This is a genomic window from Serratia sp. CoH_122_TC_1 (assembly GCF_058191755.1).
In genome coordinates this window covers 43393-64679 of the sequence record NZ_JBXWLA010000005.1, presented here as the reverse complement: position 1 = coordinate 64679, position 21287 = coordinate 43393, and the positions used below count along the sequence as shown (strand labels likewise).

Here is a 21287-nt window from a genome sequence, read left to right as displayed (position 1 = left end):
AATCCTGACGCGAGAGTATACGTGATTTTTATCTGTGATTCCTGCGGCATAACCGATGCAAAAAAGGTATCAATCTGCGCAAGGGCAAACTGGATCACCGATACTAAAACGCGTAGGGTGAAATTAGACACCCACACGAGGTAATGAAATGGCAAAGCGCATTCAATTCTCCGCCACCGGCGGCCCGGAAGTGTTGCAATACGTTGATTTTACACCCGTAGATCCAACTGCCGGCGAGGTGCAAATCGAGAACAAAGCGATCGGCATCAACTATATCGACACTTACGTGCGCAGCGGGTTGTACCCGCCAGCCACCCTGCCCAGCGGATTGGGCACCGAAGCCGCCGGCGTCGTCACTAAGGTCGGTGCGGGTGTCACGGCACTGAAGCCCGGCGACCGGGTGGTTTACGCCCAGTCGTCACTCGGTGCCTACAGCGAAGTCCACAACGTTGCGGCTGAAAAAGTGGCGATATTGCCGCACAACTTGAGCTTTGAGCAGGGCGCAGCCGCTTTCCTTAAAGGGCTGACGGTACACTATCTCTTGCGTCAAACTCATGACGTTCAGCCAGGGGAAATATTCCTGTTCCATGCCGCCGCTGGCGGTGTTGGGCTGATTGCCTGCCAATGGGCCAAAGCGCTTGGGGCAAAATTGATTGGCAGCGTAGGCTCCGATGAAAAAGCAGAGTTGGCGAAACACGCCGGCGCTTGGGCAACCATCAATTACCATAAGGAAGACATCGCCGCGCGCGTGGCTGAGCTGACACAGGGCGAAAAAGTCGGCGTGGTGTATGACTCCGTTGGGCAAAGTACCTGGCAGACCTCGCTCAATAGTCTGAAGCGACGCGGGTTGATGGTCAGCTTCGGCAATGCCTCCGGCCCGGTTACCGGTGTCGATTTGGCGCTGCTGAACCAAAAAGGCTCGCTGTATGTCACCCGCCCTTCCCTAAACGGCTACATTACCAACCGTGCTGAACTGCAGTTTGCCAGTAATGAACTGTTTTCACTGATCGGCAGCGGAGCCATCAAGGTCGACGTGAAGGAAGAGCAGAAGTTTGCGTTGGCCGACGCACAGCGCGCGCATCAGGTGTTGGAAAGCCGCAGCACCAGCGGTTCAAGCCTGCTGATACCCGGGCGCTGAGATCGTCCAATGTGCCGTTATGACCAATAGAAAGGGCTCCGTAAGGAGCCCTTTCTATTACTGCGTTTGTAGGGGTAGAGCAGAGTCCGCCAGAGACAGGGGTTGCTTGAGCAACACGCATATTTGGTATTACTGCCTCTTGCGGTGATGAAATAGGTCGCATCGCTGCATCAACAAACATCCTAACAGCCCGGAAACGCAAAAAACATGGCTAATGCGGCGCGTTAGCATTTAAAGCACCAACCTGTGACCGCTGCCACATTCAGAGCAGGTCTGTTGCGTATATTTCAGCGTGACCGACTGATTATTCGACAAAAAGTCAGTAACGCCGGATTTGTGGTTTCTGCATCGAACGGTATATCCACACGCCCACAACAGCCAAAATCAGCCACGGTAACAGTTTAATCACCATCGCAAACAGGCCACCAATCAACATAAACGCCGCAGCAACCAGCAACGCGGCGAACACGCCCAACAACGAAATCCCGGTCACCATCAACATGACGATAAAACCGATAAGAAAGAAGAGTTCCAACATGATTTTGCTCCTTCGCAAAACGAGGTATCTGCTGAGGTATTACAAAAAGCATGCCAGAAACGTGAGAAAACTAAGTGATTGAAATTAAAAAAAAGGCATGTCGCAGCGTGCAACATGCCTGGTCAAAAACACTAATTTTTAGTCAGATTTTTATACCGTTTCCGCTATCTCGGTGCGCGGCAGGCGCACTAAATTCAGCGCCTGTTCAACCACACGCGCATCGGCCCCCGGCTTATGCGCATTTTCACTCAGGTGGCGGCGCCACTGACGTGCACCTGGGACCCCTTGGAACAAACCAAGGATATGGCGGGTGATGTGGCCCAAATAGGTACCATTTGCTAGCTCGCGCTCGATGTACGGATACAGCGACTCGATAATCGCTATGCTGTCCATAACGTCGGTCTTACGGCCAAACAGTTCACTGTCAACGCGCGCCAGAATGCCCGGGTTCTGATAGGCTTCGCGCCCCATCATTACGCCATCCAAATGCAGCAGGTGTTGTTTTGCTTCTTCCAACGTTTTCACCCCACCGTTGATGGCCAGGGTCAGCGTGGGGAAATCACGTTTTAACTGATACACACGTGGATAGTCCAACGGTGGCACTTCGCGGTTCTCTTTCGGGCTCAGGCCTGACAGCCAGGCTTTGCGCGCATGTATCGTGAACATGTCGCACTCGCCGCGCCCGGCAACGGTGCCGATAAAATCACACAAAAACGCATAGCTGTCCTGATCGTCAATGCCAATACGGGTTTTCACCGTCACAGGAATCGACACCACGTCACGCATCGCTTTGATGCAATCGGCAACCAGCGTTGCCTGCCCCATCAGACAGGCACCGAACATGCCATTCTGTACCCGATCGGATGGGCAACCGACATTGAGGTTAATTTCGTCATAACCGCGCTGCTCAGCCAGTTTGGCACAGTGCGCTAACGCAGCCGGATCGCTACCGCCTAATTGTAGCGCTACCGGGTGTTCCTCTTCGCTGTAAGCCAGGTAGTCACCCTTACCGTGGATAATCGCCCCGGTAGTCACCATCTCGGTGTACAGCAGCGTTTCCTTGGTCAACAGGCGGTGAAAGTAACGGCAATGACGATCGGTCCAGTCGAGCATCGGCGCGATGGAGAAACGATTGGCGGCGTATTTTGAGGCGTTATTGTCTGTCGTCATGCTGGGCTACTGGCTACCTGATTCTGTCTAGGATTCAACGAACGGCGTGCTGCCGCAAACGGCTATTATACCGACAATCGGCGGCATTGGGAAAACTGACGCGCCTTAAGATTAAAAAACAACCGGAAAAAATGAATAAACGGGCGCTTTCAGGTGTTATCTCAGCAAGGGTGCAGCTCCGCGCCCTCTCCCGATGAGGAAACGACCATGAACAATTTCGTTAAACGCCTGCTGCTCCCCGTCATTGCCAGTTCTCTGTTGATTTCCGGTGCCGCGCTGGCAATGGGAGGAGATGGCAGCGGCCAGACTACGCCAACCTGCCCGAAGGGCCAGATATACGATACAAAAACCAAGACCTGCACGGTGGATAAAAGCAGCATGATCAACGACAACGATCGGGCGAACTATGCTTATGCACTGGCAAAAAGTGGTCGCTACCAAGAAGCTCTCGACGTGCTTAACACGCTGAAGGATCCCAATACCGCCGTAGCCTTGAATTACCGAGGTTATGCCACCCGCAAGCTTGGCCGCACCGACGAAGGGATCAGCTACTATTTAAAATCAGTAGCACTCGATCCGAAATACCCAAAAGTCCGCGAATACTTGGGTGAAGCCTATATGGTGAAAGGGCGCCAAGACTTGGCAAAAGAGCAACTGAAGGTGATTCAGTCACTGTGCGGTACCGGTTGTGAAGAGTACAAAGATCTGGCGGCTGCCATCGATCACCATCCAGAGTCATGATGTAACAGAGCCCGGAGGCGAACATCAGCAGAGATGCGATTCGCAACGAAATCGGTCAGTATCTTTCCCGCCTGTGGCGCTATGGCCTGGTGCTTTCCCACCGGCGGGATATTGCCGATGACTTGGTGCAAGCCACCTGCGTACGCGCCCTCGAGCGCGCCGCGCAGTTTGCTGTCGGCACGCGTATGGATCGCTGGTTATTTGCAATCCTTCACTCCATTTGGCTTAACGAGATCCGCGCTCAACATATCCGCCAGGGACAAGGTTTTGTCGACGTCGACGAACTGGCCGGTGCGGAAAACAGCGAGCAGCCTATCTGGGCCAATGAAGTGATGCAGCGGGTCAACCAACTGCCGGAGGCACAGCGCAATACGCTGTTTTTGGTGTACGTCGAAGAGCTTTCTTACCGTGAGGCCGCTGAAGTGTTAGGTGTACCCATTGGTACCATAATGAGTCGCCTGGCGGCAGCGCGACTGAGGTTGGCGAACGACAGCATGCTGCAAACCCGCTCACCGCAGGCAAAAGGAGGACAATCATGAGCTCAACCTATGCTGCGGATGAACTACTGGTCGCCTATCTGGACAATCAGTTAGACCCACAACAACGCCTGCAACTGGAGCAACGCTTGGCTGGAGAACCTGCGTTGGCTGAGCGTTTGACGTTGCTGGCGCGCAGTAACCTGCCCTTTAAGCAAGCATTCGCCCCTTTGCTTGATGAGGCCCCAGTGCAACAGTTAAGTGAGGCATGGCCACTCACCGTCGCTACCCCGCAAACGGGCATCAGCCGTCGCGGTCTCATCGCTGCGGCCGTCGGCTTCTTGGCGCTCGGGATCGCAGGCGATCGCGTCTACCTGCAGTTTAATCAGCCAGAGGACAACTGGCGTGGCTTGGTCGCCCAATATATGGCGCTGTACACGCCGGAAACGCTGGCAGGTGCCGACGAATCGGCCACGCAGATTGTCGCTCAATTACAACAAACCGGCGATCGACTGGGTATTAGCCTTCCGGCACAAAAACTGGTGTTGAAGGGTGCCGAACTGAAAAACGCCCGCGTGTTGGCCTACGACGATCGACGCATCGCGCAATTGACCTGGCTAGATACGCAATATGGCGCACTGGCACTATGCATTATCCAGCAGACGGGCCAACAACAACCGGCCGAAAGCGAACGCCGCCAAGGCATGAACGTCGTCTATTGGGCCGATGGCAACCATGCCTTTATGCTGATTGGCCATAATCCAACGGGTGAAATGACCGCGTTAGCAGCCCACTTGCAACACGCTTTATCAACCTGACCCCCTTGCGCCCTCCCGCCCACTGATGAGTAAGTTGTGAATAGCGTCACATTTCTGGCGCGCAACACGCGGTCAACCGGGCAATTAACGCGCCATATCAGAGGAAAAGGGGCCGACTCTCGGCGATTTGGCTGAACCATGTTAAAATCGGCTTTTTTACGTACCGGGAAATTTGCCATGAACTCAAACACCCAGGAAAAGCTGCTGGCGCAGGCTGAACAACTCTGTCAGCAACGCAATGTGCGACTGACACCGCAGCGGCTGGAAGTGTTACGCCTGATGGCACAACAGCCCGGTGCCATCAGCGCTTATGACCTGCTCGATTTACTGCGCGTTGCCGAACCCCAGGCCAAACCGCCAACGGTTTACCGCGCGCTGGACTTCCTGTTGGAACAAGGCTTCATTCACCGGGTCGAGTCAGCCAACAGCTACGTGCTGTGTCATCACTTCGAACAACCTATGCACACTTCCGCGCTGTTTATCTGTGATCGTTGCGGTCAGGTGACAGAGCGCACAACTGAAGGGGTTGAAGATACGCTGCAAAAACTGGCCAAAGAGTCGGGGTTTGTACTGCGTCACAGCGTAGTGGAAGCACACGGCCTGTGCGCCGCTTGCGTTGAGGTAGAAGCTTGCGACAGCAAACATGATTGCGGCGAACACGACCATAGCATTGCCATCAAGAAGAAATAGACAGGGTTAGCAGGCACCTCCTTGTGTCTGCAGGCCTGGCACCAAGGGGAAGGCGCCAGACTTTCGGCCGCATCCGCTGCGGCCCATCGCGCTACCAGCGATATTTGTTATGATCTTCCCAAGACTTCACTTCTTTCTCGGCCGCCTCTTTCTGGTAGCCGTAGCGCTCCTGGATTTTACCGACAAGCTGCTCGCGTTTCCCTTCGATGACCGTCAGGTCGTCATCGGTCAGCTTGCCCCATTTTTCTTTCACTTTCCCTTTAAACTGCTTCCAGTTACCGTCGGCTTGATCTTTGTTCATAGTATCTCCGTTAACCTGTGGTGAGTCAGTTTTAACTACTGCTGGCTGAGGATACGCCCCGTTTATATTGCCAGCCACACGATTAATTATAGATGCAGATAGCGACAAACAAATAAAAACCAGAATTAAAATCCATTTTTAAATTTAAAATAAGAAAAAAACGCCAACAAACAACTTACTACACGACTTGGCTAACCGACGAGAATATGTAACAAAATACAAACAAACACATAATTAAAATTTATGTATTTGCAAGAAAGGCTATCGTCATTGTGCTGCTGAAAACCAGCTGCCACGCAGCCTGTGACGGTGCCAAATCCACCCAAGCGCGATGCCGCGCAGCGCAAGAAAGACCGCCAGCGCCAACCACAATCCATGATTGCCCAAGACAGGCACGGTCAGCAGCGTCAAACCGTAACCCGCAGCCGCCACGGCCATGCTGTTACGCATTTCTGCACCGCGAGTCGCACCAATGAACATGCCATCCAGCAAATAGCACCACACCCCAACCAGCGGTAGCACCACCTGCCAAGGTAAATAGTCATTCGCCATCGCACGCAGTTCTGGCAACGAGGTCAACGCCGCAATGATTTGCTGCCCGGCAAAGGCATAAACCACACCAAAGGCTAGCGCCACTAAACAGGCCTGCCGGCAAGCCGCGCGCCACACCTTACGCAATTGACTGTCATCTCTGGCACCATAAGCATGACCAGAATGCGCTTCTACCGCATAGGCAAAACCATCCAGTGCATAGGCGGTAAAGGTCAGCAAATTCATCAGTACCGCGTTTACTGCCACTACGTCACCGCCAAGCCTGGCGCCGAAGATAGTCAAGGATGCAAAGCACAATTGCAGCAACAATGAACGCAACATGATATCGCGGTTCAACGCAAGCAAACGCCGCAGATTACCGCGCCAGGCATGGCGCAACATCGGAACAGAAATACCGCGTATGCGCATCACTCGCCAGGACAGCCATAAACCCAGCAGCAGCGTAGCGTACTCAGAGACGGCGGTCGCCGTCGCGGCACCTTGCACATTCCAGCCCAGCCCCATGACCAACCAGATATCCAGAACGATATTCAACACATTACCGACTATCAGCAGGATGACCGGCGCCCGCACGTATTGCACGCCAAGCAACCAACCCAAGATCACCATATTTGCCAGCGCTGCCGGTGCGCTCAGCCAACGGATCTCAAGGAACAATCGTGCTTGCTTCAGCACCGCATCGTCACCGCCAACAATCTGCAGCGCCAGATCGATCAACGGATGGCGCAGCAACACGATAACGACGCCGGCCAATACTGCCAGCAACAGCGGCTGCATAAAGGCACGTGCCAATCCCTGTGGGTTTTGTGCGCCCAGCGCCTGTGCCGTCAAACCGGTGGTACTCATGCGCAAAAACAGCAACAACATAAACAGGAAGCTGGTTGCCATCGCCCCGACCGCCACGCCCCCCAAATAAACAGGGCTGTCGAGGTGACCTATCACTGCGGTATCGACCAACCCAAGCAGTGGCACGGTGATATTGGAAAAGATCATCGGTAGCGCGAGGCGCCACAAGGCTTTATCGGTATCGCTGGTGAAGGCGGAAAGCAGGCGCATAGTGGAATGTTCCCGTGTATACCCGTCATCTTTCAAGTTGCAGCGTTGTTATCTGCACTCGCTCATCCCCAGTTACTTACCTGAGTAAGCGCCTGGGGATGAGCGAGTTGGCCGCCTAGCTGCAACTTGAAAGCTATAGGGTATATAGTGAATCAGATATGACATCGCCCCAGAACTGGGGCGACTTAAATCAGAGGACGATGTGTAGGCGTGAGGATTAAACCCAGTCGCCATTGCGGATCACACCGACCGCCAGGCCTTCAATGGTGAAATTCTGCTGGCGCAGATCAACCACAATCGGTTGGAACTCGCTGTTTTCCGGCAATAACTCAACAACATTTCCGTGTTTTTTCAGACGCTTAACTGTAACTTCGTCTTCAATACGCGCCACAACGACCTGGCCGTTACGCACGTCCTGAGTTTTATGTACCGCCAGCAGATCGCCGTCGAGAATACCGATATCACGCATCGACATACCGTTGACCCGCAGCAAGAAATCCGCACTTGGCTTGAACAAGGAAGGATCCACTTTGTAGTGCCCTTCGATATGCTGCTGCGCCAACAGTGGCTCACCGGCGGCAACACGGCCGATCAACGGTAAACCTTCTTCATCTTCCATCAGCAAACGAATGCCGCGCGATGCACCAGAGACGATCTCGATGACGCCTTTACGCGCCAATGCTTTCAGGTGTTCTTCTGCAGCATTTGGCGAGCGGAACCCCAGACGCATGGCGATTTCGGCGCGCGTTGGCGGCATGCCAGTGGACGAAATATGATCGCGAATCAGATCATAGACCTCTTGCTGTCTGGTAGTTAGTGCTTTCATTCCGCCCCCTGTTTGTTTATACAGTCTTGCTGTGAGTATATACAGGTAAGTGCGGCTTGGGAACCGAAGAATGAATAAAAATCAGGGATTAGCGACCCACGTCGCAACAGGGCCACCCCATTCAGGCAAAGTGTTGCCAGAGCACCGAGCCCCAGACAAACAACGCCAAAATAATCGCCAGTGAAACTGCTGCCGACCCCATATCCTTGGACCGGCCCGAAAGCTCATGATGTTCAGTGCCAACCCGATCGACAATCGCTTCTATCGCGCTGTTGAGCATCTCGACGATCATCACCAGCAGCACCGATCCGATCAATAAAATGCGCGCTATCGCACCCACGTCCAGCCAAATCGCCAGTATGATAGCCAGTACGGTGGCGACCAGTTCTTGGCGGAACGCCGCTTCATGCTGCCAGGCAGCGGAAAAGCCTTTATAAGAGTAGCCGGCGGCTTTAATAATACGGGTCAGGCCGGTTGCTTGGTTTGCCATGTTTTTTAGTGCCTTTCACAGAGGTAAGTCATAATTAAAGAGTCTAGGCCAGGAAATGCTTCCGGCTCTCGGTTTTCCAACACCACAGATCTGCTACCCGGTTTCTGGTATGCTTGCGACGCATTGCTAACAAGAGGCTTCACGTTGTTATGTCAGGTTGGCGTAAAATTTATTATAAGCTATTGAATTTACCACTTAAATTGTTGGTAAGAAGTAAGGTTATCCCTTCAGATCCGGTCACGGAGTTAGGGTTGGATCCCTCACGGCCGATTTTGTATGTTTTACCTTATAATTCCAAGGCGGATTTACTGACGCTGCGCACCCAGTGCCTGGCGCAGGATCTGCCCGATCCTCTCAATCCGCTGGAGATAGACGGCACCGTGCTGCCTAGCCACGTGTTTATTCACGACGGCCCGCGCGTGTTCCGCTACTACACACCGAAAGAAGAATCAGTAAAACTGTTTCACGACTATCTGGATCTGCACCGCAGTAATCCGGATCTCGATATTCAGATGCTGCCTGTTTCGGTGATGTTTGGTCGCTCCCCAGGCCGCGAAGGCCACGGCACGCCACATCTACGTCTGCTCAACGGCGTACAGAAGTTCTTCGCCGTGTTGTGGCTCGGCCGCGACAGCTTTGTGCGTTTCTCCAACACCGTCTCACTGCGTCGCATGGCGACTGAACACGGCACGGACAAAACCATCGCACAAAAACTGGCGCGCGTGGCACGAATGCACTTCTCGCGTCAGCGTCTGGCTGCCGTTGGCCCAAGTCTGCCGGCCCGTCAGGACCTGTTCAACAAACTGCTGGCGTCCAAAGCGATCGAAAAAGCGGTCGAAGACGAAGCACGCAGCAAGAAAATTTCCCATGAGAAAGCCCAGCAGAACGCCATTGCACTGATGGAAGAGATCGCCGCCGACTTCTCATATGAAACGGTGCGCCTTTCTGACCGCGTGTTGAGCTGGACCTGGAACCGGCTGTATCAAGGCATCAACGTCACCAACGCTGAACGCGTGCGCCAGTTAGCGCAAGATGGTCATGAGATCGTCTATGTGCCCTGCCACCGCAGCCATATGGACTACCTGTTGCTTTCTTATGTGCTGTACCATCAAGGCTTGGTGCCGCCGCACATTGCCGCCGGTATTAACCTTAACTTCTGGCCGGCTGGCCCCATCTTCCGCCGCCTGGGCGCCTTCTTTATCCGCCGGACGTTCAAAGGCAACAAGCTGTATTCGACGGTGTTCCGCGAATACCTCGGCGAACTCTTTAGCCGCGGTTACTCCGTGGAGTATTTTGTCGAAGGTGGCCGTTCTCGTACCGGACGCCTGCTGGAACCGAAGACCGGCACCCTGTCGATGACCATTCAGGCGATGCTGCGTGGCGGTTCTCGCCCGATCACACTGGTACCGATCTACATCGGCTACGAGCACGTGATGGAGGTGGGCACCTACGCTAAAGAGTTGCGTGGCGCGACCAAAGAAAAGGAGAGCCTGCTGCAGATGCTGCGTGGTCTGCGCAAGCTGCGTAATCTCGGCCAGGGTTATGTCAACTTCGGTGATCCACTGCCGTTGACCACTTACCTGAACCAGAATGTGCCCCAGTGGCGCGACGCGATTGATCCGATCGAATCCCAGCGCCCAAGCTGGTTAACGCCGACGGTCAACGATCTGGCTGCCAAGATCATGGTGCGTATCAACAATGCCGCCGCGGCTAACGCCATGAACCTGTGTTCTACGGCGCTACTGGCTTCACGCCAGCGCTCGCTGACCCGCGAACAGCTGTTAGAACAGCTGGAATGCTATCTGCAACTGATGCGCAATGTGCCTTATGCCAGCGATGTCACCGTACCGACCCAGACGCCGGATGAGCTGCTGGATCACGCGCTGAACATGAATAAGTTTGAGGTCGAGAAGGATAATATCGGCGATATCATCATTCTGCCGCGCGAGCAGGCAGTGCTGATGACCTATTACCGCAATAATATCCATCATCTGCTGGTATTGCCTTCACTGATCGCCACCATCGTGATGCATCACCGCCGGGTTTCTCGCACCGAACTGCTGCGCCAGATCGGGTTGATTTACCCCATGCTGAAGGCGGAGTTGTTCTTGCACAACGACAAAGAACAACTGGCGGAAGTGCTGCGCCCGCTCATCGACGAAATGATCCGTCAGCAACTGATCTGCGATAAGGGTGACGCTCTGGTACTGAATCCAGCACGCATCCGGCCATTGCAATTGCTGGCAGCCGGTATCCGTGAAACGCTGCAACGCTATGCCATCACCATGTCTATCCTCAGTGCGAATCCAAGCATTAATCGCGGAGCACTGGAGAAAGAGAGTCGGATTATGGCCCAGCGTTTGTCAGTGCTGCACGGCATCAACGCACCGGAGTTCTTCGACAAAGCGGTATTCTCAACCCTGGTCGCAACGCTGCGCGAAGAAGGCTATATCAACGATATTGGCGATGCCGTACGTGAGCACACCATGGAGGTGTATAGCATGCTGAGCGATTTGATCACCCCAGAAATCAAATTGACCATTGAGAGTGTCAGCATGCCAGCGGAAACCAACGCACCGTCGGTTGCGCTCGAAGAAGCAGAAGAAAAAGACGAGTAATCCGTTGATACGGAAACGAAAAAGGCACCCAAGGGTGCCTTTTTTATTACCAGTAGCCCGTTAAGCCTGCCAATAACTCAGCGCGATACCGATAAACAGTACCAGCCCGACGTAGTTATTATCCAGGAACGCCTTGAAGCAGGCCTCGCGTTCGCGACCGGCAATCTGCTTTTGCTGATGGATAAATAGGGCACCCGCCAGCAACAGCGACCAATAAAACGCACCGCTCAACTGCGCCAGGTACCCCACCCACACCAGCAGTAGCAAGGTGGCAAACTGCAGCAATCCGATGATCAGCTTGTCGTAACGACCAAACAAAATGGCGGTGGATTTCACGCCAATCTTCAGGTCATCGTCACGATCGACCATGGCATACATTGTATCGTAAGCCACCGTCCAGCAAATATTGGCCAACAGCAATAGCCAACAGCTCAGCGGCAATGATTCGCTCACCGCAGCATAGGCCATTGGGATGCCCCAGCCAAAGGCGACACCCAACACAAACTGCGGCAGATGCGTGACCCGTTTCATAAACGGATAGGCCCATGCCAGCGCGAGCGCCGCCAGCGAAAGCCAGATGCTCATCGCATTCAACGTCAGCACCAGCCCAAAGGAGATCAGCACCAGCACCACAAACAGCACTTTGGCCTCTTTCTCGCTTACCCTGCCACTCGGCATCGGTCGCCCGGCGGTACGCTTCACGTGGCCATCGACTGCCCGATCGGCGTAGTCGTTCACCACGCAACCGGCGGCACGCATCAGGAATACCCCAACCACAAACACCAACAGGATAGACAGCGATGGCACACCCTGCCCCGCCAGCCATAGTGCCCACAGCGTCGGCCACAGCAACAACAAAGTGCCAATCGGTTTATCGATGCGCATCAGATGGCTATAAGCCCGCCACTTGCTTTGAATCACGCTTCCCTCCAAGGTATTGTCTCTCCTCATCATTCTGGGTCCGTACTCTCTGCCGTATACAGTGGCGAAGCAGGCAAAAACAATTCGGTCAGCAACAGCGGTTTGCCCGCCAGCCGCAGGCGGGAACGACGCGCCCACAGGTTCTCTTGCCGGCCAATGTGAATATAATCGCGAGTCAGCTCATTGCTGCTGAACAGATAACGCCCCAGTGGCAGCGTGCCCAAATCCACCAGCGCCAAATCCGGGCCAGTAAGCGTTTCCTGCGGGATCACCGTTCGCCCCAACAACCAAGGTTGGTTGTCGCCCAGTAACACGATTTCACGTAGCCAGTAGCGCGGGCTGTCCGGCAAGTGTTCGGCCTCGTCACCCAACTGATCGCGGGTGACAAAACATTCGCGCTGCGGTTCAACGTGCACACGCCCACAGTGACGCTCAAAACGGCGAGTCATGGACCCTAACTCCATCAACCAGTCGCTAACGGCAGCGGGCACGGGAGGATGTTGCGCAGATAACCACGTTAGCGACGGCAGGATGGAATCCCTATTGCCAGACATTGTTCTACTCCATGCCTGACGCCACGCGTGACGGCGGCGACAGGCCATACAAACTGTTAACAGATGCCCATTGTAACGCAGAAATTCAAAAGCGGCAGGCTGATTCGTGATGTAACACACCGCAAAATCACCACCGAAAAAGCACCGCAATGTCATCTTTCTGCCATCTGTTTTCTTTACCTTCGTTCACCGGAGCGATGGGTATTCTGTGATCGTCAGCAAACTTTCACCTCTGCAGCATTGTTTTATCTACGCGCGTAGATACCCTTGCATCGCAGCGTTGAATCGCCATCAGTCCAACACTTTGTCAGCAAACCTTCTTGCCGACACCAGGGAAACCATCTTTACCGCGATCACGCGATCAAGGCGTGGCGCAGACTAAAAGAGGATATCAATGCCATGAGCGAAACAACGCTTGCAACCCCACAGGCCGCCAGTGAGACGCTGGCGGCCGACGAACGTTTGGCCACCAAAGAGGGGCGCGGTCAATTCTGGCGCGCCACGTTCTCTTGTTGGCTCGGCACCGCCATGGAGTATGTCGATTTTGCCCTGTATGGTCTGGCGGCCGGCATGGTGTTCGGCGACGTGTTCTTCCCCGAAGCCACCCCAATGGTCGCATTATTGGCAAGCTTCGCTACCTATTCCGTCGGGTTTATCGCCCGGCCTATCGGCGCGTTAGTGTTCGGCTGGATTGGCGATCGCAAAGGCCGTCGAGTGGTGTTGCTCACCACGGTCGCGCTGATGGGTGTTTCCACCACGCTGATTGGGCTGATCCCCTCCTACGCACAAATTGGCGTCTGGGCACCCACTTGTCTGGTGATCCTGCGTTTTGCTCAGGGCTTCGGTGCGGGGGCCGAGCTTTCCGGTGGCGCGGTGATGCTGGCAGAATACGCACCGGCCAAGCGCCGTGGTCTGGTCGCTTCAATCATTGCCGTCGGCTCCAATAGCGGCACGTTACTGGCCTCACTGGTGTGGCTGTTGGTGTTGCAACTGGACAAAGCGGATCTGATCGCCTGGGGCTGGCGCATTCCGTTCCTCGCCAGCATCTTGATTGCCGGGGGGGCGTTGTACCTGCGCCGTCACGTGCGTGAAACCCCCGTATTTGAACGCGAGCTGCAGCAAAATCGTCAGCGGATGCTGGATAACACCCCTGTCGCACCGGATAACCGCAGCTACCTGCAACGTACCAAAGCCTTCTGGATCATGCTCGGCCTGCGTATTGGCGAAAACGGCCCATCCTATATGTGCCAGGGGTTTATCGTGGGTTACGTCGCCAAGGTGCTGATGGTGGATAAATCAGTGCCGGCGCTGGCGGTAATGATTGCTTCACTGTGCGGTTTTCTGGTTATCCCGCTTGCCGGTTGGCTGTCTGACCGTTTCGGTCGCCGCGTCACCTACCGTTGGTTCTGCCTGTTGCTGGTGCTCTATGCTTTCCCGGCATTTTGGTTGCTCGACAGCCGCGAACCGGCGATAGTGATTTCAGTGATTGTGGTCGGTATGTGTATTGCGTCACTCGGTATTTTTGGCGTGCAGGCCGCCTACGGCGTGGAACTGTTCGGTGTCAAAAACCGCTATTCAAAAATGGCATTCGCCAAGGAACTGGGTTCGATCCTGTCCGGTGGCACCGCACCGCTGATTGCTACTGCGCTGCTGGCGGGTTTCGGTCACTGGTGGCCTGTTGCCTGCTATTTTGTTGTAATGGCAGGCATTGGCTTAATCACCACCTTCTTTGCACCGGAAACCCGCGGCCGCGATCTTAACCTGCCGCAGGACGCAGTGTAATCAGGGCGCACAGGAACCCAACTTGGATAATCAATCCGCGCGGCGTATCACCCGCGCCGACGTCGCCCGCGTTGCGGGCACCTCGGTCGCGGTCGTCAGTTACGTGATCAACAACGGTCCGCGTCCGGTAGCGGAAGCCACCCGTTTGCGGGTACTGGCGGCCATCGAACAAACCGGTTACCGGCCGAACGACATTGCCCGCGCGCTGGCTTCGGGTAATACCCTGACCTACGGTTTAGTGGTGCCTGACATCTCCAACCCGTTTTTCGCCACGCTGGCACGGGCGCTGCAACGCGAGGCATTCAGCCACGGACGCGTGCTGCTGTTGGGTGACGCAGGCGACGACCGGCAGCGCGAACAGGATCTGATTAATCATCTGCTGCGCCGTCAGGTTGATGGGTTGCTCTACACCAGTGTCGATCGCCACCCATGGTTTGATCTGATCCGTGCCTCCGGCACGCCTTGCGTGATGATTGACACTATCGACAGCCATGCAGGCATTTGCGCCATACGCGTCGATGAGCGCGATGCCGCCTGCCAGGCGACACGACATCTGTTACAACACGGCTACCGGGAAATTGGCATTTTCATTGGCCCATTGAGCATGCTTAACGCCCAGGATCGCCTAAACGGCTGGCGTGATGCCTTGGCCGAGGCGGGCATTACCCCGCGTGAGGAATGGATTTTTGAAACCCCCTACACGCGTCAGGGCGGCTATCAGGCCTGCCAGAAAATGCTGCAAGCCCCCCGACCACGGGCCATCTTCACCTCCAACGAACAGCAAGCGCTCGGCTGCCTGTCGGCGCTGGCGGAACATCAGCTGCGCGTGCCGGACGATCTGGCTATCATCTGCTTTAACGGCACCCAGCAATCCGAATTCAGCATTCCGCCCCTCAGCGCGGTCGAACAGCCAATCGATGCCATGGCGAAACGGGCAATCGCCATGCTGGCTGCCGGGGCCGCACAACCGGAGCTGCATGAATTCGCCTTCCAGCTGCATATCCGCCGATCGTGCGGCTGCTAGTTTATTGATTTAGGTAACTGCTATGCGTTTGATTATTGATTGCGATCCCGGCAACGGCATCCCCGGTGCCAACGTGGATGACGGACTGGCTCTGGCATTGGCGCTGGCGGCCAGGCCGCGGCTCTCGCTGGAGTTGATCAGCATTGTGGCGGGCAACACGCCACGCAACGTCGGCTTCGCGGTGGCACACCATCTGTTGCAACAAACCGGCTATCAGGTCCCCGTCGTAGCTGGCGCCGCCTGTGCCTTGAGTGAACCGCCAGAACCCTGGCGTGCTCATCTGGATCGTGCGATTACCGATCCAGATTTAGCCCGTCTGTGGCGAGAAACGCCTTATCCGCGCGCCACAACGACAACCACACCGAATGCCGCCGTCGCCATCGGCGAGCTTATCTGCAATAACCCCGGTGAAATCACCCTGGCAGCGATCGGCCCGCTCACCAATGTCGCGCATGCTTTGCAGCTGTATCCTCAAATGGCCCAGGCCGTGAAGGAAATCGTGATTATGGGCGGGGTTTTCAATGTGGAAGGCTATATCAAGGACACCAATTTTGGATTGGATCCTGAAGCCGCCCGACAGGTACTGACGAGCGGTGCCAACATCACACTGGCCCCCTTAGACGTCACGACACAGACGATGTTGACTCAGGCAGACCTGGCACGCATGACTCAACCAGATACGCCACTGTGTCGCTATCTGCGGACGACGACCCAGCCCTGGATCGACTATTCCCGCCATACGCGCCATCTACCGGGCTGCTGGATTCATGATGCGCTGGTGATTGCCTGGCTGTTGGAGCCGGCACTGGTGACGACGGAAGAATATTTTGTGGATGTCGCGCTGGAAGGCGCCAGGACACGTGGCAGTTCGCGACGTTGGCGGCCAGACAGTTTGCGCCTGACCGTCGGCATGCCGCAGCCCACGGGCAAACCCGTACGGGTGATGCAACAGGTCGATAATTCCCGTCTGCTGGCGCTGATCGACCAAACGCTGGCCCGCGAATGAAAAAAGGTGCGCCGAGGCGCACCAATCATTGAGCCAGCATCGGCAGCGTCGGGTACTACCCCTTGCCTTTCACGCTGCTAATAAACGTTTTACGTGCTGTGGTGGAACCCAGTTTTTCCGCCTCATTCATCAGCTTCAGCGCTTTATCAATGTCTCCCGCCTTCACGGCCTGTTTGATGCCATTGTTAAAGTAGGTTTCTGTGTCATTCAACATCGGTTCCGCCGGCTTGGTTGGCGCCGGAGCCGGTGCTGCGGCAACTGCAGCAGTAGATCCCACCACCACTGGCGTCGCCGTCGGTGCCGGTTGCAGCATGCCGATCATAATATTGCCGCTGCCCTGTTCTGCGGTGACCTTCAGTTTGATGGTGCCGCCGGTGCTGTGGCTGGCAATAGGATCGGGAATATCCGGCACTGCATTACCCACACCTTGCGCATAGGCTTTCGCCGGGTTGGTCAGTTGCGTGGTTTTTGCCAGATCCTGACGGGTGGTGTACACCAGCAGGTAGATTTGTTTCTGCCCCAGCGCCGGGGTCAGTTTCAGCGTGCCTTCGAGGCGATCCGACGACATCGCGCCGGGCGGCTGATAAGGGAAGTAGCTGCTCGGGTAATACGCCGCCGGGCGCAGGTGCTCATCGAGTACCAGTACGCTTGGTGCATAAATTGCGTTGTTCTTGCTGATGCTGCTCAGCGTAACTTCCAGCGAGCCACGATCGGCTGGCAGCGTATAGGCGGCGATGGCGCCCTGAATATCGCCCTGATTGATTTGCGGGCTGACATTATCCAGTTTCACATCCTGGCTAACCGGTGGTACCAGCGGTTGCCAAGGCAGGCTTTGCAACGTACTGGTGCTAATGGCTGGTGCGACGGAGACATTGGCCGGCGTATCGGCATTGGCCGCCAATGGCGCACCAAGGGTAAGCGCCAGTGACAAGCAGAGTGACAGCAGATTCTTTTTCATTGTTATACCCCATTGTATCCGACGTGCCTCAGGCAAGAGAGTCAGTGTCGGCGAATACAGGTTGGGGAGAGCACGTGGCTCTCCCCGTTATCACATTACCACCAGATTTCCATCTGAGCGCCGAAGGTGACTTCATCGTCATTACCACGGCTGAAAGTGTGCATGCTGGTGTCGTTATAAGCGGTGCCTGAGGTGTAACCGGCGCCGGAGTCGCTGTTAGCGTAGCCCCATTTCTCATCCCACTTGGCGTAGGTAGCAAATACGCGGATAGCCGGACGTGACCAGATGCTGTTGCCTGCCTGCCACTGTTGCGCCAGGGTGACTTTGTATTGGCCGTTGCGATCGCCGGTACGCTGGGATTTGACGTTGTCGTAACCCGCTTCCAACAAGGTGCTCATGATAGGCGTCCACTTGTACATTGGACGCACGCCCACGGTGTACCACGTGGTGCCGTTGTTATTGTCGCGATCGATATCCTGGAACATAGCGACATACATCATTGCCCATTTATCGTTGAAGTCGATAGCACCGTGATCCAGCACGCGGATCATCTTGCCATTGTTGTCGATAGTGGCGCCTTGGCTACGGCCATTGTTCTGTGAGGTCATTGAATCGGTGGCATATTGCAGCACAAACTTGTTATAGCCACTCAGAATGCTTTGGGTATGTTCAGCGGTGAACATCCAACCGTCTTTGCTGGCGCCGTCCGCCAGACGGAAGTTGTCCTGCGCATTGGCGCGGCCATAATCCACACCCAACTCCAGGGTGCCGCCTGGGTTCAGCTCCAGGCCAGCCAAACGCACGTCAAAGGTGTCGTTGACCGTTGGGCGCTGCTTCCATTCATTATCCAGATAGCCGTAAGAACCACCGGATTCAGAGTTACGGGTAACGGCCGCAGACAGCTTACCGAAGCCCAGATCGATATTTTCCAGACCGGCACCTGGGCCAGAGATATCCCAGTAGTAGAAGTCAATCATGTGAACATCATGACGCTGATAGAAGCGCTTACCGGCCCACATGGTGGAGCCCGGCAGCCAGTCAATCAGGTTTTTACCCTGCACATTCACTTCACGGAAGCCGGGTGTAACGTCTTCCCAGTCAGACCGTTGTGAAACGGAATAGGCCAGATTAGTATCGAAATAGAAGCTTTTATCGCCTTCTTTCCACACTTCCTGACCCAGCTTCAATTCGGCGTAGGTTTCACATTCGTTACCGAGACGGTATTTACTGTCGGCACCGGTGGCTTTGAAGCATTGCTGCTCACCACCGCTACCGGTCCAGCCGATACCAGAACGAGCGTAACCTTTAAAATCGACGGCCATCGCCTGGGTTGTGAGAACACCAGCGGCGATTGCCAGTGCCAGAGGAAGCTTGCGCAAGGTAGTCATCATTATTCTCCTGTTATACAGACTGTGATGCTTTAAACGCCCGGCTCCTGGTGCAGCCGTTTACATGCCGTACCGTCTTCACGGAACAGATGGCAGCGGTGAGGCGGCAGGCCTATAGCGAATGTTGCACCTTCTTCTACCAGCACCACGTCGTTCTGGCGGTAAACCAGGTTTTGACGAATTGCCGGGATTTGGATGTGGATTTGCGTCTCGTTACCGAGTTGCTCCACCACCTGTACGTCGCCCGTCAGGCGAACTTCAGAGGCATCGCCAGGCAACAGATGCTCTGGACGAATACCTAATGACATGTTCGAACCGGCCTGAACCTCCGTACCTTCTACGGGTAACCACACCAGTTGGCGGTTAGGCAGTTCGACCTGGACTTGTTGCGGTTCCACAGCGGTCACTTTGACCGGCAGGAAATTCATTTTCGGCGATCCAATGAAGCCGGCGACAAAGCGGTTTGCCGGGTAGTGATACAGCTCCAGCGGCTTGCCGACCTGGGCGACACGTCCGGCGTCCAGTACCACGATCTTGTCGGCCAGCGTCATCGCTTCGACCTGATCGTGCGTGACGTAAATCATGGTGCGCTGCAGGCGCTTGTGGAGACGGGAAATCTCAATGCGCATTTGCACTCGCAGTGCGGCGTCGAGGTTCGACAGCGGTTCGTCGAGCAGGAACACATCCGGTTCCGCCACTAACGTACGGCCAATCGCCACCCGCTGACGTTGCCCACCGGACAACGCTTTAGGCCGTCGATCGAGCAAATGGGCCAATTGCAGCACTTCTGAAACCTGATTAACCCGCTGGTTGATTTCCGCTTTCTTGGCACCCGCCAGTTTTAGACCAAACGACATGTTGTCGGCCACGGACAGGTGTGGATACAGCGCGTAGGACTGGAAGACCATACCGATACCGCGCTCAGACGGCGGCACCTCATTCATGCGTTTATCGCCGATCATCAGGTCACCGGAGGTGATGTCCTCCAGCCCCGCGATCATGCGCAGCAGCGTCGATTTGCCGCAGCCCGATGGCCCGACAAACACCACAAATTCGCCGTCATTGATGGTCAGATTGACGTCTTTGGAAATCACGGCCTCGCCGAAGGCCTTATAAACGCTGCGCAATGTGACACTAGCCATGCGTTACTCCCCTGCTTTCGCAGCTAACATTTCGTGTGAAAATGGCGGACGCAAAACCCGCCAAAACCCATTGATGACCCTCTTGCTGCGCACCGTGCTGCCATGCCAGTGGCAAGGTCGCCTCAGACGGTGCGGCCGCCTGAGTATAAGGCTGCAGGTTAATCAGCGCTTCAAGGCATTGATCCTGATGGGTAATAAGTAAACGCACTACGCCATTACGTTGGCTTACGATGCTCAGTTCACCCTGTTGGATAACCGGCAACCGGCGCAATGCCAGCAGGGACTGGCAGTAACGTAAGGTGGATTGGTTGTCATACTGTTGGCGGCTGATGGCCAGCGCGCGGTGTTCGATCGCCACCTGTTGGTACCAGTGGATTTCGCCAGAGGTCACCTGTTCGGGCGCTTCATGCCATGGCATCGGCGTTTGCGCACCCAGAGGATCCTGCAGCCCGGCCGCGTGCGGCAGTCCCAACTCTTCGCCTTGATACAGGCAAATAGGGGCGGGCAACATCGCCAGCAGCGTCAAAAAAGCATCGGCGGAGCGCAAGTTGCCCTGCCCCCAGTGACTGACCACGCGAGGTTGGTCAGCGTCACCGGTACTCCACAGGCTATCTGCCAAGGTGACGCGGCGAGCATTCAATACCTCAACCAGCTTTTCCACGCTGAAAGGCACGACCTCTAACGCCAATGGGCTAAGGAGATACTGCTGATGCGCAGCAGCGGCACGACGAATATGGTTTGGCCCGTCGCAATACCACAGCGTCAGCCCTTGGGTTGCGACAGCGGCTGCATCTTGTGTCGCCAACGCTTGCGGCAGTACCAAACCGTCAATTGACAACGTGCTCAAGTACGGCAACGCCGCAATCATGCCGTGAGCGTCGCCCACACCGTCCCCGTTTCCATCACGGAAACTGACCGGATGGATCCGGTACAGGGTTGGCTGAGTGGCGGTAGGCATTGGCGACATAAATCCGGTTCCCTGCTGCACGTGGCGATAAAAATCAATGTGGCCGATAGTGCGGTAAACCCCACAAAGGGTAATCATCCGTAACAGAATTTTTCATGGGGGAGGAGATGGGAGGATGAGAGAACGACCGC

The 21287-nt window shown here is 55.4% G+C and carries 21 protein-coding genes; 9 read left to right on the top strand and 12 right to left on the bottom strand.

Annotated features, from left to right (window positions below):
• The first annotated feature begins 148 nt into the window (after positions 1 to 148).
• Positions 149 to 1138, top strand: a complete 990-nt coding sequence (locus AC2FC2_RS07860; RefSeq protein ID WP_490659044.1) for a quinone oxidoreductase — start codon at positions 149 to 151, stop codon at positions 1136 to 1138.
• Between the two features lie 319 nt (positions 1139 to 1457).
• Here AC2FC2_RS07860 and pspG read toward each other — a convergent pair whose 3' ends face one another.
• A complete protein-coding gene (pspG, locus tag AC2FC2_RS07855) occupies positions 1458 to 1676 on the bottom strand; it encodes an envelope stress response protein PspG (protein ID WP_265556943.1) in 219 nt (72 codons plus the stop codon).
• 150 nt (positions 1677 to 1826) lie between these two features.
• Positions 1827 to 2846, bottom strand: coding sequence for a tRNA dihydrouridine(20/20a) synthase DusA (gene dusA / locus AC2FC2_RS07850; RefSeq protein WP_209637014.1), 1020 nt, complete (start codon positions 2844 to 2846; stop codon positions 1827 to 1829).
• Between the two features lie 207 nt (positions 2847 to 3053).
• Between dusA and AC2FC2_RS07845 the strand changes: the two genes are divergently transcribed.
• The 4 genes from AC2FC2_RS07845 to zur all read left to right on the top strand — a co-directional run bounded on the left by AC2FC2_RS07845 (position 3054) and on the right by zur (position 5571).
• Positions 3054 to 3587 carry a tetratricopeptide repeat protein gene (locus AC2FC2_RS07845; protein ID WP_209637012.1) on the top strand — a complete coding sequence of 178 codons (534 nt, stop codon included), beginning with the start codon at positions 3054 to 3056 and terminating at the stop codon, positions 3585 to 3587.
• Positions 3588 to 3676: 89 nt separating this feature from the next.
• Positions 3677 to 4126, top strand: a complete 450-nt coding sequence (locus tag AC2FC2_RS07840) for an RNA polymerase sigma factor (protein WP_265556941.1) — start codon at positions 3677 to 3679, stop codon at positions 4124 to 4126.
• Positions 4123 to 4881: an anti-sigma factor family protein gene (locus tag AC2FC2_RS07835; RefSeq protein ID WP_404760546.1), complete on the top strand. Its 759-nt coding sequence runs from the start codon at positions 4123 to 4125 to the stop codon at positions 4879 to 4881. The genes AC2FC2_RS07840 and AC2FC2_RS07835 overlap by 4 nt, the downstream gene beginning before the upstream one ends.
• Positions 4882 to 5058: 177 nt before the next feature.
• On the top strand, positions 5059 to 5571 hold the full coding sequence (zur, locus tag AC2FC2_RS07830; protein WP_209637008.1) for a zinc uptake transcriptional repressor Zur: 513 nt from the start codon (positions 5059 to 5061) through the stop codon (positions 5569 to 5571).
• Between the two features lie 91 nt (positions 5572 to 5662).
• Here the strand turns inward: zur and AC2FC2_RS07825 are convergent, their stop codons facing one another.
• From AC2FC2_RS07825 to AC2FC2_RS07810, 4 genes are all read right to left on the bottom strand, one after another.
• On the bottom strand, positions 5663 to 5872 hold the full coding sequence (locus AC2FC2_RS07825; RefSeq protein WP_017894203.1) for a CsbD family protein: 210 nt from the start codon (positions 5870 to 5872) through the stop codon (positions 5663 to 5665).
• Between the two features lie 267 nt (positions 5873 to 6139).
• Positions 6140 to 7480 carry an MATE family efflux transporter DinF gene (dinF, locus tag AC2FC2_RS07820; protein WP_209637006.1) on the bottom strand — a complete coding sequence of 447 codons (1341 nt, stop codon included), beginning with the start codon at positions 7478 to 7480 and terminating at the stop codon, positions 6140 to 6142.
• A gap of 217 nt (positions 7481 to 7697) precedes the next feature.
• Positions 7698 to 8306, bottom strand: a complete 609-nt coding sequence (gene lexA, locus AC2FC2_RS07815; RefSeq protein ID WP_037416119.1) for a transcriptional repressor LexA — start codon at positions 8304 to 8306, stop codon at positions 7698 to 7700.
• Positions 8307 to 8427: 121 nt separating this feature from the next.
• Positions 8428 to 8796 carry a diacylglycerol kinase gene (locus AC2FC2_RS07810; protein WP_061807784.1) on the bottom strand — a complete coding sequence of 123 codons (369 nt, stop codon included), beginning with the start codon at positions 8794 to 8796 and terminating at the stop codon, positions 8428 to 8430.
• Between the two features lie 149 nt (positions 8797 to 8945).
• On the opposite strand from AC2FC2_RS07810, the gene plsB reads away from it, so the two are divergent.
• Complete coding sequence (gene plsB / locus AC2FC2_RS07805) at positions 8946 to 11414, top strand: glycerol-3-phosphate 1-O-acyltransferase PlsB (RefSeq protein WP_209637004.1); 2469 nt, start codon at positions 8946 to 8948, stop codon at positions 11412 to 11414.
• 60 nt (positions 11415 to 11474) lie between these two features.
• Here the strand turns inward: plsB and ubiA are convergent, their stop codons facing one another.
• Entirely contained in the window at positions 11475 to 12368 is an 894-nt protein-coding gene (ubiA, locus tag AC2FC2_RS07800; RefSeq protein ID WP_209637002.1) for a 4-hydroxybenzoate octaprenyltransferase, read from the bottom strand.
• A complete protein-coding gene (gene ubiC / locus AC2FC2_RS07795; RefSeq protein ID WP_209637000.1) occupies positions 12365 to 12889 on the bottom strand; it encodes a chorismate lyase in 525 nt (174 codons plus the stop codon). The genes ubiA and ubiC overlap by 4 nt, the downstream gene beginning before the upstream one ends.
• A gap of 399 nt (positions 12890 to 13288) precedes the next feature.
• Here ubiC and AC2FC2_RS07790 point away from each other — a divergent pair, with 399 nt between their 5' ends.
• From AC2FC2_RS07790 to AC2FC2_RS07780, 3 genes are read left to right on the top strand one after another with little or no spacing between them, the layout of a single operon-like run.
• The gene (locus tag AC2FC2_RS07790) at positions 13289 to 14671 is read left to right on the top strand and encodes an MFS transporter (protein ID WP_209636997.1); all 1383 of its coding nucleotides are present in this window, start codon (positions 13289 to 13291) and stop codon (positions 14669 to 14671) included.
• A gap of 22 nt (positions 14672 to 14693) precedes the next feature.
• Positions 14694 to 15695, top strand: a complete 1002-nt coding sequence (locus AC2FC2_RS07785; RefSeq protein WP_209636995.1) for a LacI family DNA-binding transcriptional regulator — start codon at positions 14694 to 14696, stop codon at positions 15693 to 15695.
• A gap of 22 nt (positions 15696 to 15717) precedes the next feature.
• Complete coding sequence (locus AC2FC2_RS07780) at positions 15718 to 16701, top strand: nucleoside hydrolase (protein WP_490659043.1); 984 nt, start codon at positions 15718 to 15720, stop codon at positions 16699 to 16701.
• A gap of 55 nt (positions 16702 to 16756) precedes the next feature.
• Here the strand turns inward: AC2FC2_RS07780 and malM are convergent, their stop codons facing one another.
• From malM to AC2FC2_RS07760, 4 genes are all read right to left on the bottom strand, one after another.
• A complete protein-coding gene (gene malM, locus AC2FC2_RS07775) occupies positions 16757 to 17659 on the bottom strand; it encodes a maltose operon protein MalM (protein WP_209636991.1) in 903 nt (300 codons plus the stop codon).
• A 95-nt stretch (positions 17660 to 17754) separates the two neighbouring features.
• The gene (locus AC2FC2_RS07770) at positions 17755 to 19050 is read right to left on the bottom strand and encodes a maltoporin (RefSeq protein ID WP_209636989.1); all 1296 of its coding nucleotides are present in this window, start codon (positions 19048 to 19050) and stop codon (positions 17755 to 17757) included.
• Positions 19051 to 19079: 29 nt separating this feature from the next.
• Positions 19080 to 20189: a maltose/maltodextrin ABC transporter ATP-binding protein MalK gene (gene malK, locus AC2FC2_RS07765; protein ID WP_209636987.1), complete on the bottom strand. Its 1110-nt coding sequence runs from the start codon at positions 20187 to 20189 to the stop codon at positions 19080 to 19082.
• Positions 20182 to 21156 (bottom strand): alpha-amylase family glycosyl hydrolase, encoded by a 975-nt coding sequence (locus tag AC2FC2_RS07760; protein WP_245209954.1) that lies wholly within the window; start codon positions 21154 to 21156, stop codon positions 20182 to 20184. Before AC2FC2_RS07760 ends, malK begins: the two co-directional genes overlap by 8 nt.
• Between the last annotated feature and the right edge of the window lie 131 nt (positions 21157 to 21287).

Excerpts from the sequence above, each read along its gene's own strand:
- AC2FC2_RS07860 (WP_490659044.1), top strand. The coding sequence starts at position 149 with ATGGCAAAGCGCATTCAATTCTCCGCCACCGGCGGCCCGGAAGTGTTG.
- pspG (WP_265556943.1), bottom strand. The coding sequence starts at position 1,676 with ATGTTGGAACTCTTCTTTCTTATCGGTTTTATCGTCATGTTGATGGTG.
- dusA (WP_209637014.1), bottom strand. The coding sequence starts at position 2,846 with ATGACGACAGACAATAACGCCTCAAAATACGCCGCCAATCGTTTCTCC.
- AC2FC2_RS07845 (WP_209637012.1), top strand. The coding sequence starts at position 3,054 with ATGAACAATTTCGTTAAACGCCTGCTGCTCCCCGTCATTGCCAGTTCT.
- AC2FC2_RS07835 (WP_404760546.1), top strand. The coding sequence starts at position 4,123 with ATGAGCTCAACCTATGCTGCGGATGAACTACTGGTCGCCTATCTGGAC.
- zur (WP_209637008.1), top strand. The coding sequence starts at position 5,059 with ATGAACTCAAACACCCAGGAAAAGCTGCTGGCGCAGGCTGAACAACTC.
- AC2FC2_RS07825 (WP_017894203.1), bottom strand. The coding sequence starts at position 5,872 with ATGAACAAAGATCAAGCCGACGGTAACTGGAAGCAGTTTAAAGGGAAA.
- dinF (WP_209637006.1), bottom strand. The coding sequence starts at position 7,480 with ATGCGCCTGCTTTCCGCCTTCACCAGCGATACCGATAAAGCCTTGTGG.
- lexA (WP_037416119.1), bottom strand. The coding sequence starts at position 8,306 with ATGAAAGCACTAACTACCAGACAGCAAGAGGTCTATGATCTGATTCGC.
- AC2FC2_RS07810 (WP_061807784.1), bottom strand. The coding sequence starts at position 8,796 with ATGGCAAACCAAGCAACCGGCCTGACCCGTATTATTAAAGCCGCCGGC.
- plsB (WP_209637004.1), top strand. The coding sequence starts at position 8,946 with ATGTCAGGTTGGCGTAAAATTTATTATAAGCTATTGAATTTACCACTT.
- ubiA (WP_209637002.1), bottom strand. The coding sequence starts at position 12,368 with ATGATGAGGAGAGACAATACCTTGGAGGGAAGCGTGATTCAAAGCAAG.
- ubiC (WP_209637000.1), bottom strand. The coding sequence starts at position 12,889 with ATGTCTGGCAATAGGGATTCCATCCTGCCGTCGCTAACGTGGTTATCT.
- AC2FC2_RS07790 (WP_209636997.1), top strand. The coding sequence starts at position 13,289 with ATGAGCGAAACAACGCTTGCAACCCCACAGGCCGCCAGTGAGACGCTG.
- AC2FC2_RS07780 (WP_490659043.1), top strand. The coding sequence starts at position 15,718 with ATGCGTTTGATTATTGATTGCGATCCCGGCAACGGCATCCCCGGTGCC.
- malM (WP_209636991.1), bottom strand. The coding sequence starts at position 17,659 with ATGAAAAAGAATCTGCTGTCACTCTGCTTGTCACTGGCGCTTACCCTT.
- AC2FC2_RS07770 (WP_209636989.1), bottom strand. The coding sequence starts at position 19,050 with ATGATGACTACCTTGCGCAAGCTTCCTCTGGCACTGGCAATCGCCGCT.
- malK (WP_209636987.1), bottom strand. The coding sequence starts at position 20,189 with ATGGCTAGTGTCACATTGCGCAGCGTTTATAAGGCCTTCGGCGAGGCC.
- AC2FC2_RS07760 (WP_245209954.1), bottom strand. The coding sequence starts at position 21,156 with ATGTCGCCAATGCCTACCGCCACTCAGCCAACCCTGTACCGGATCCAT.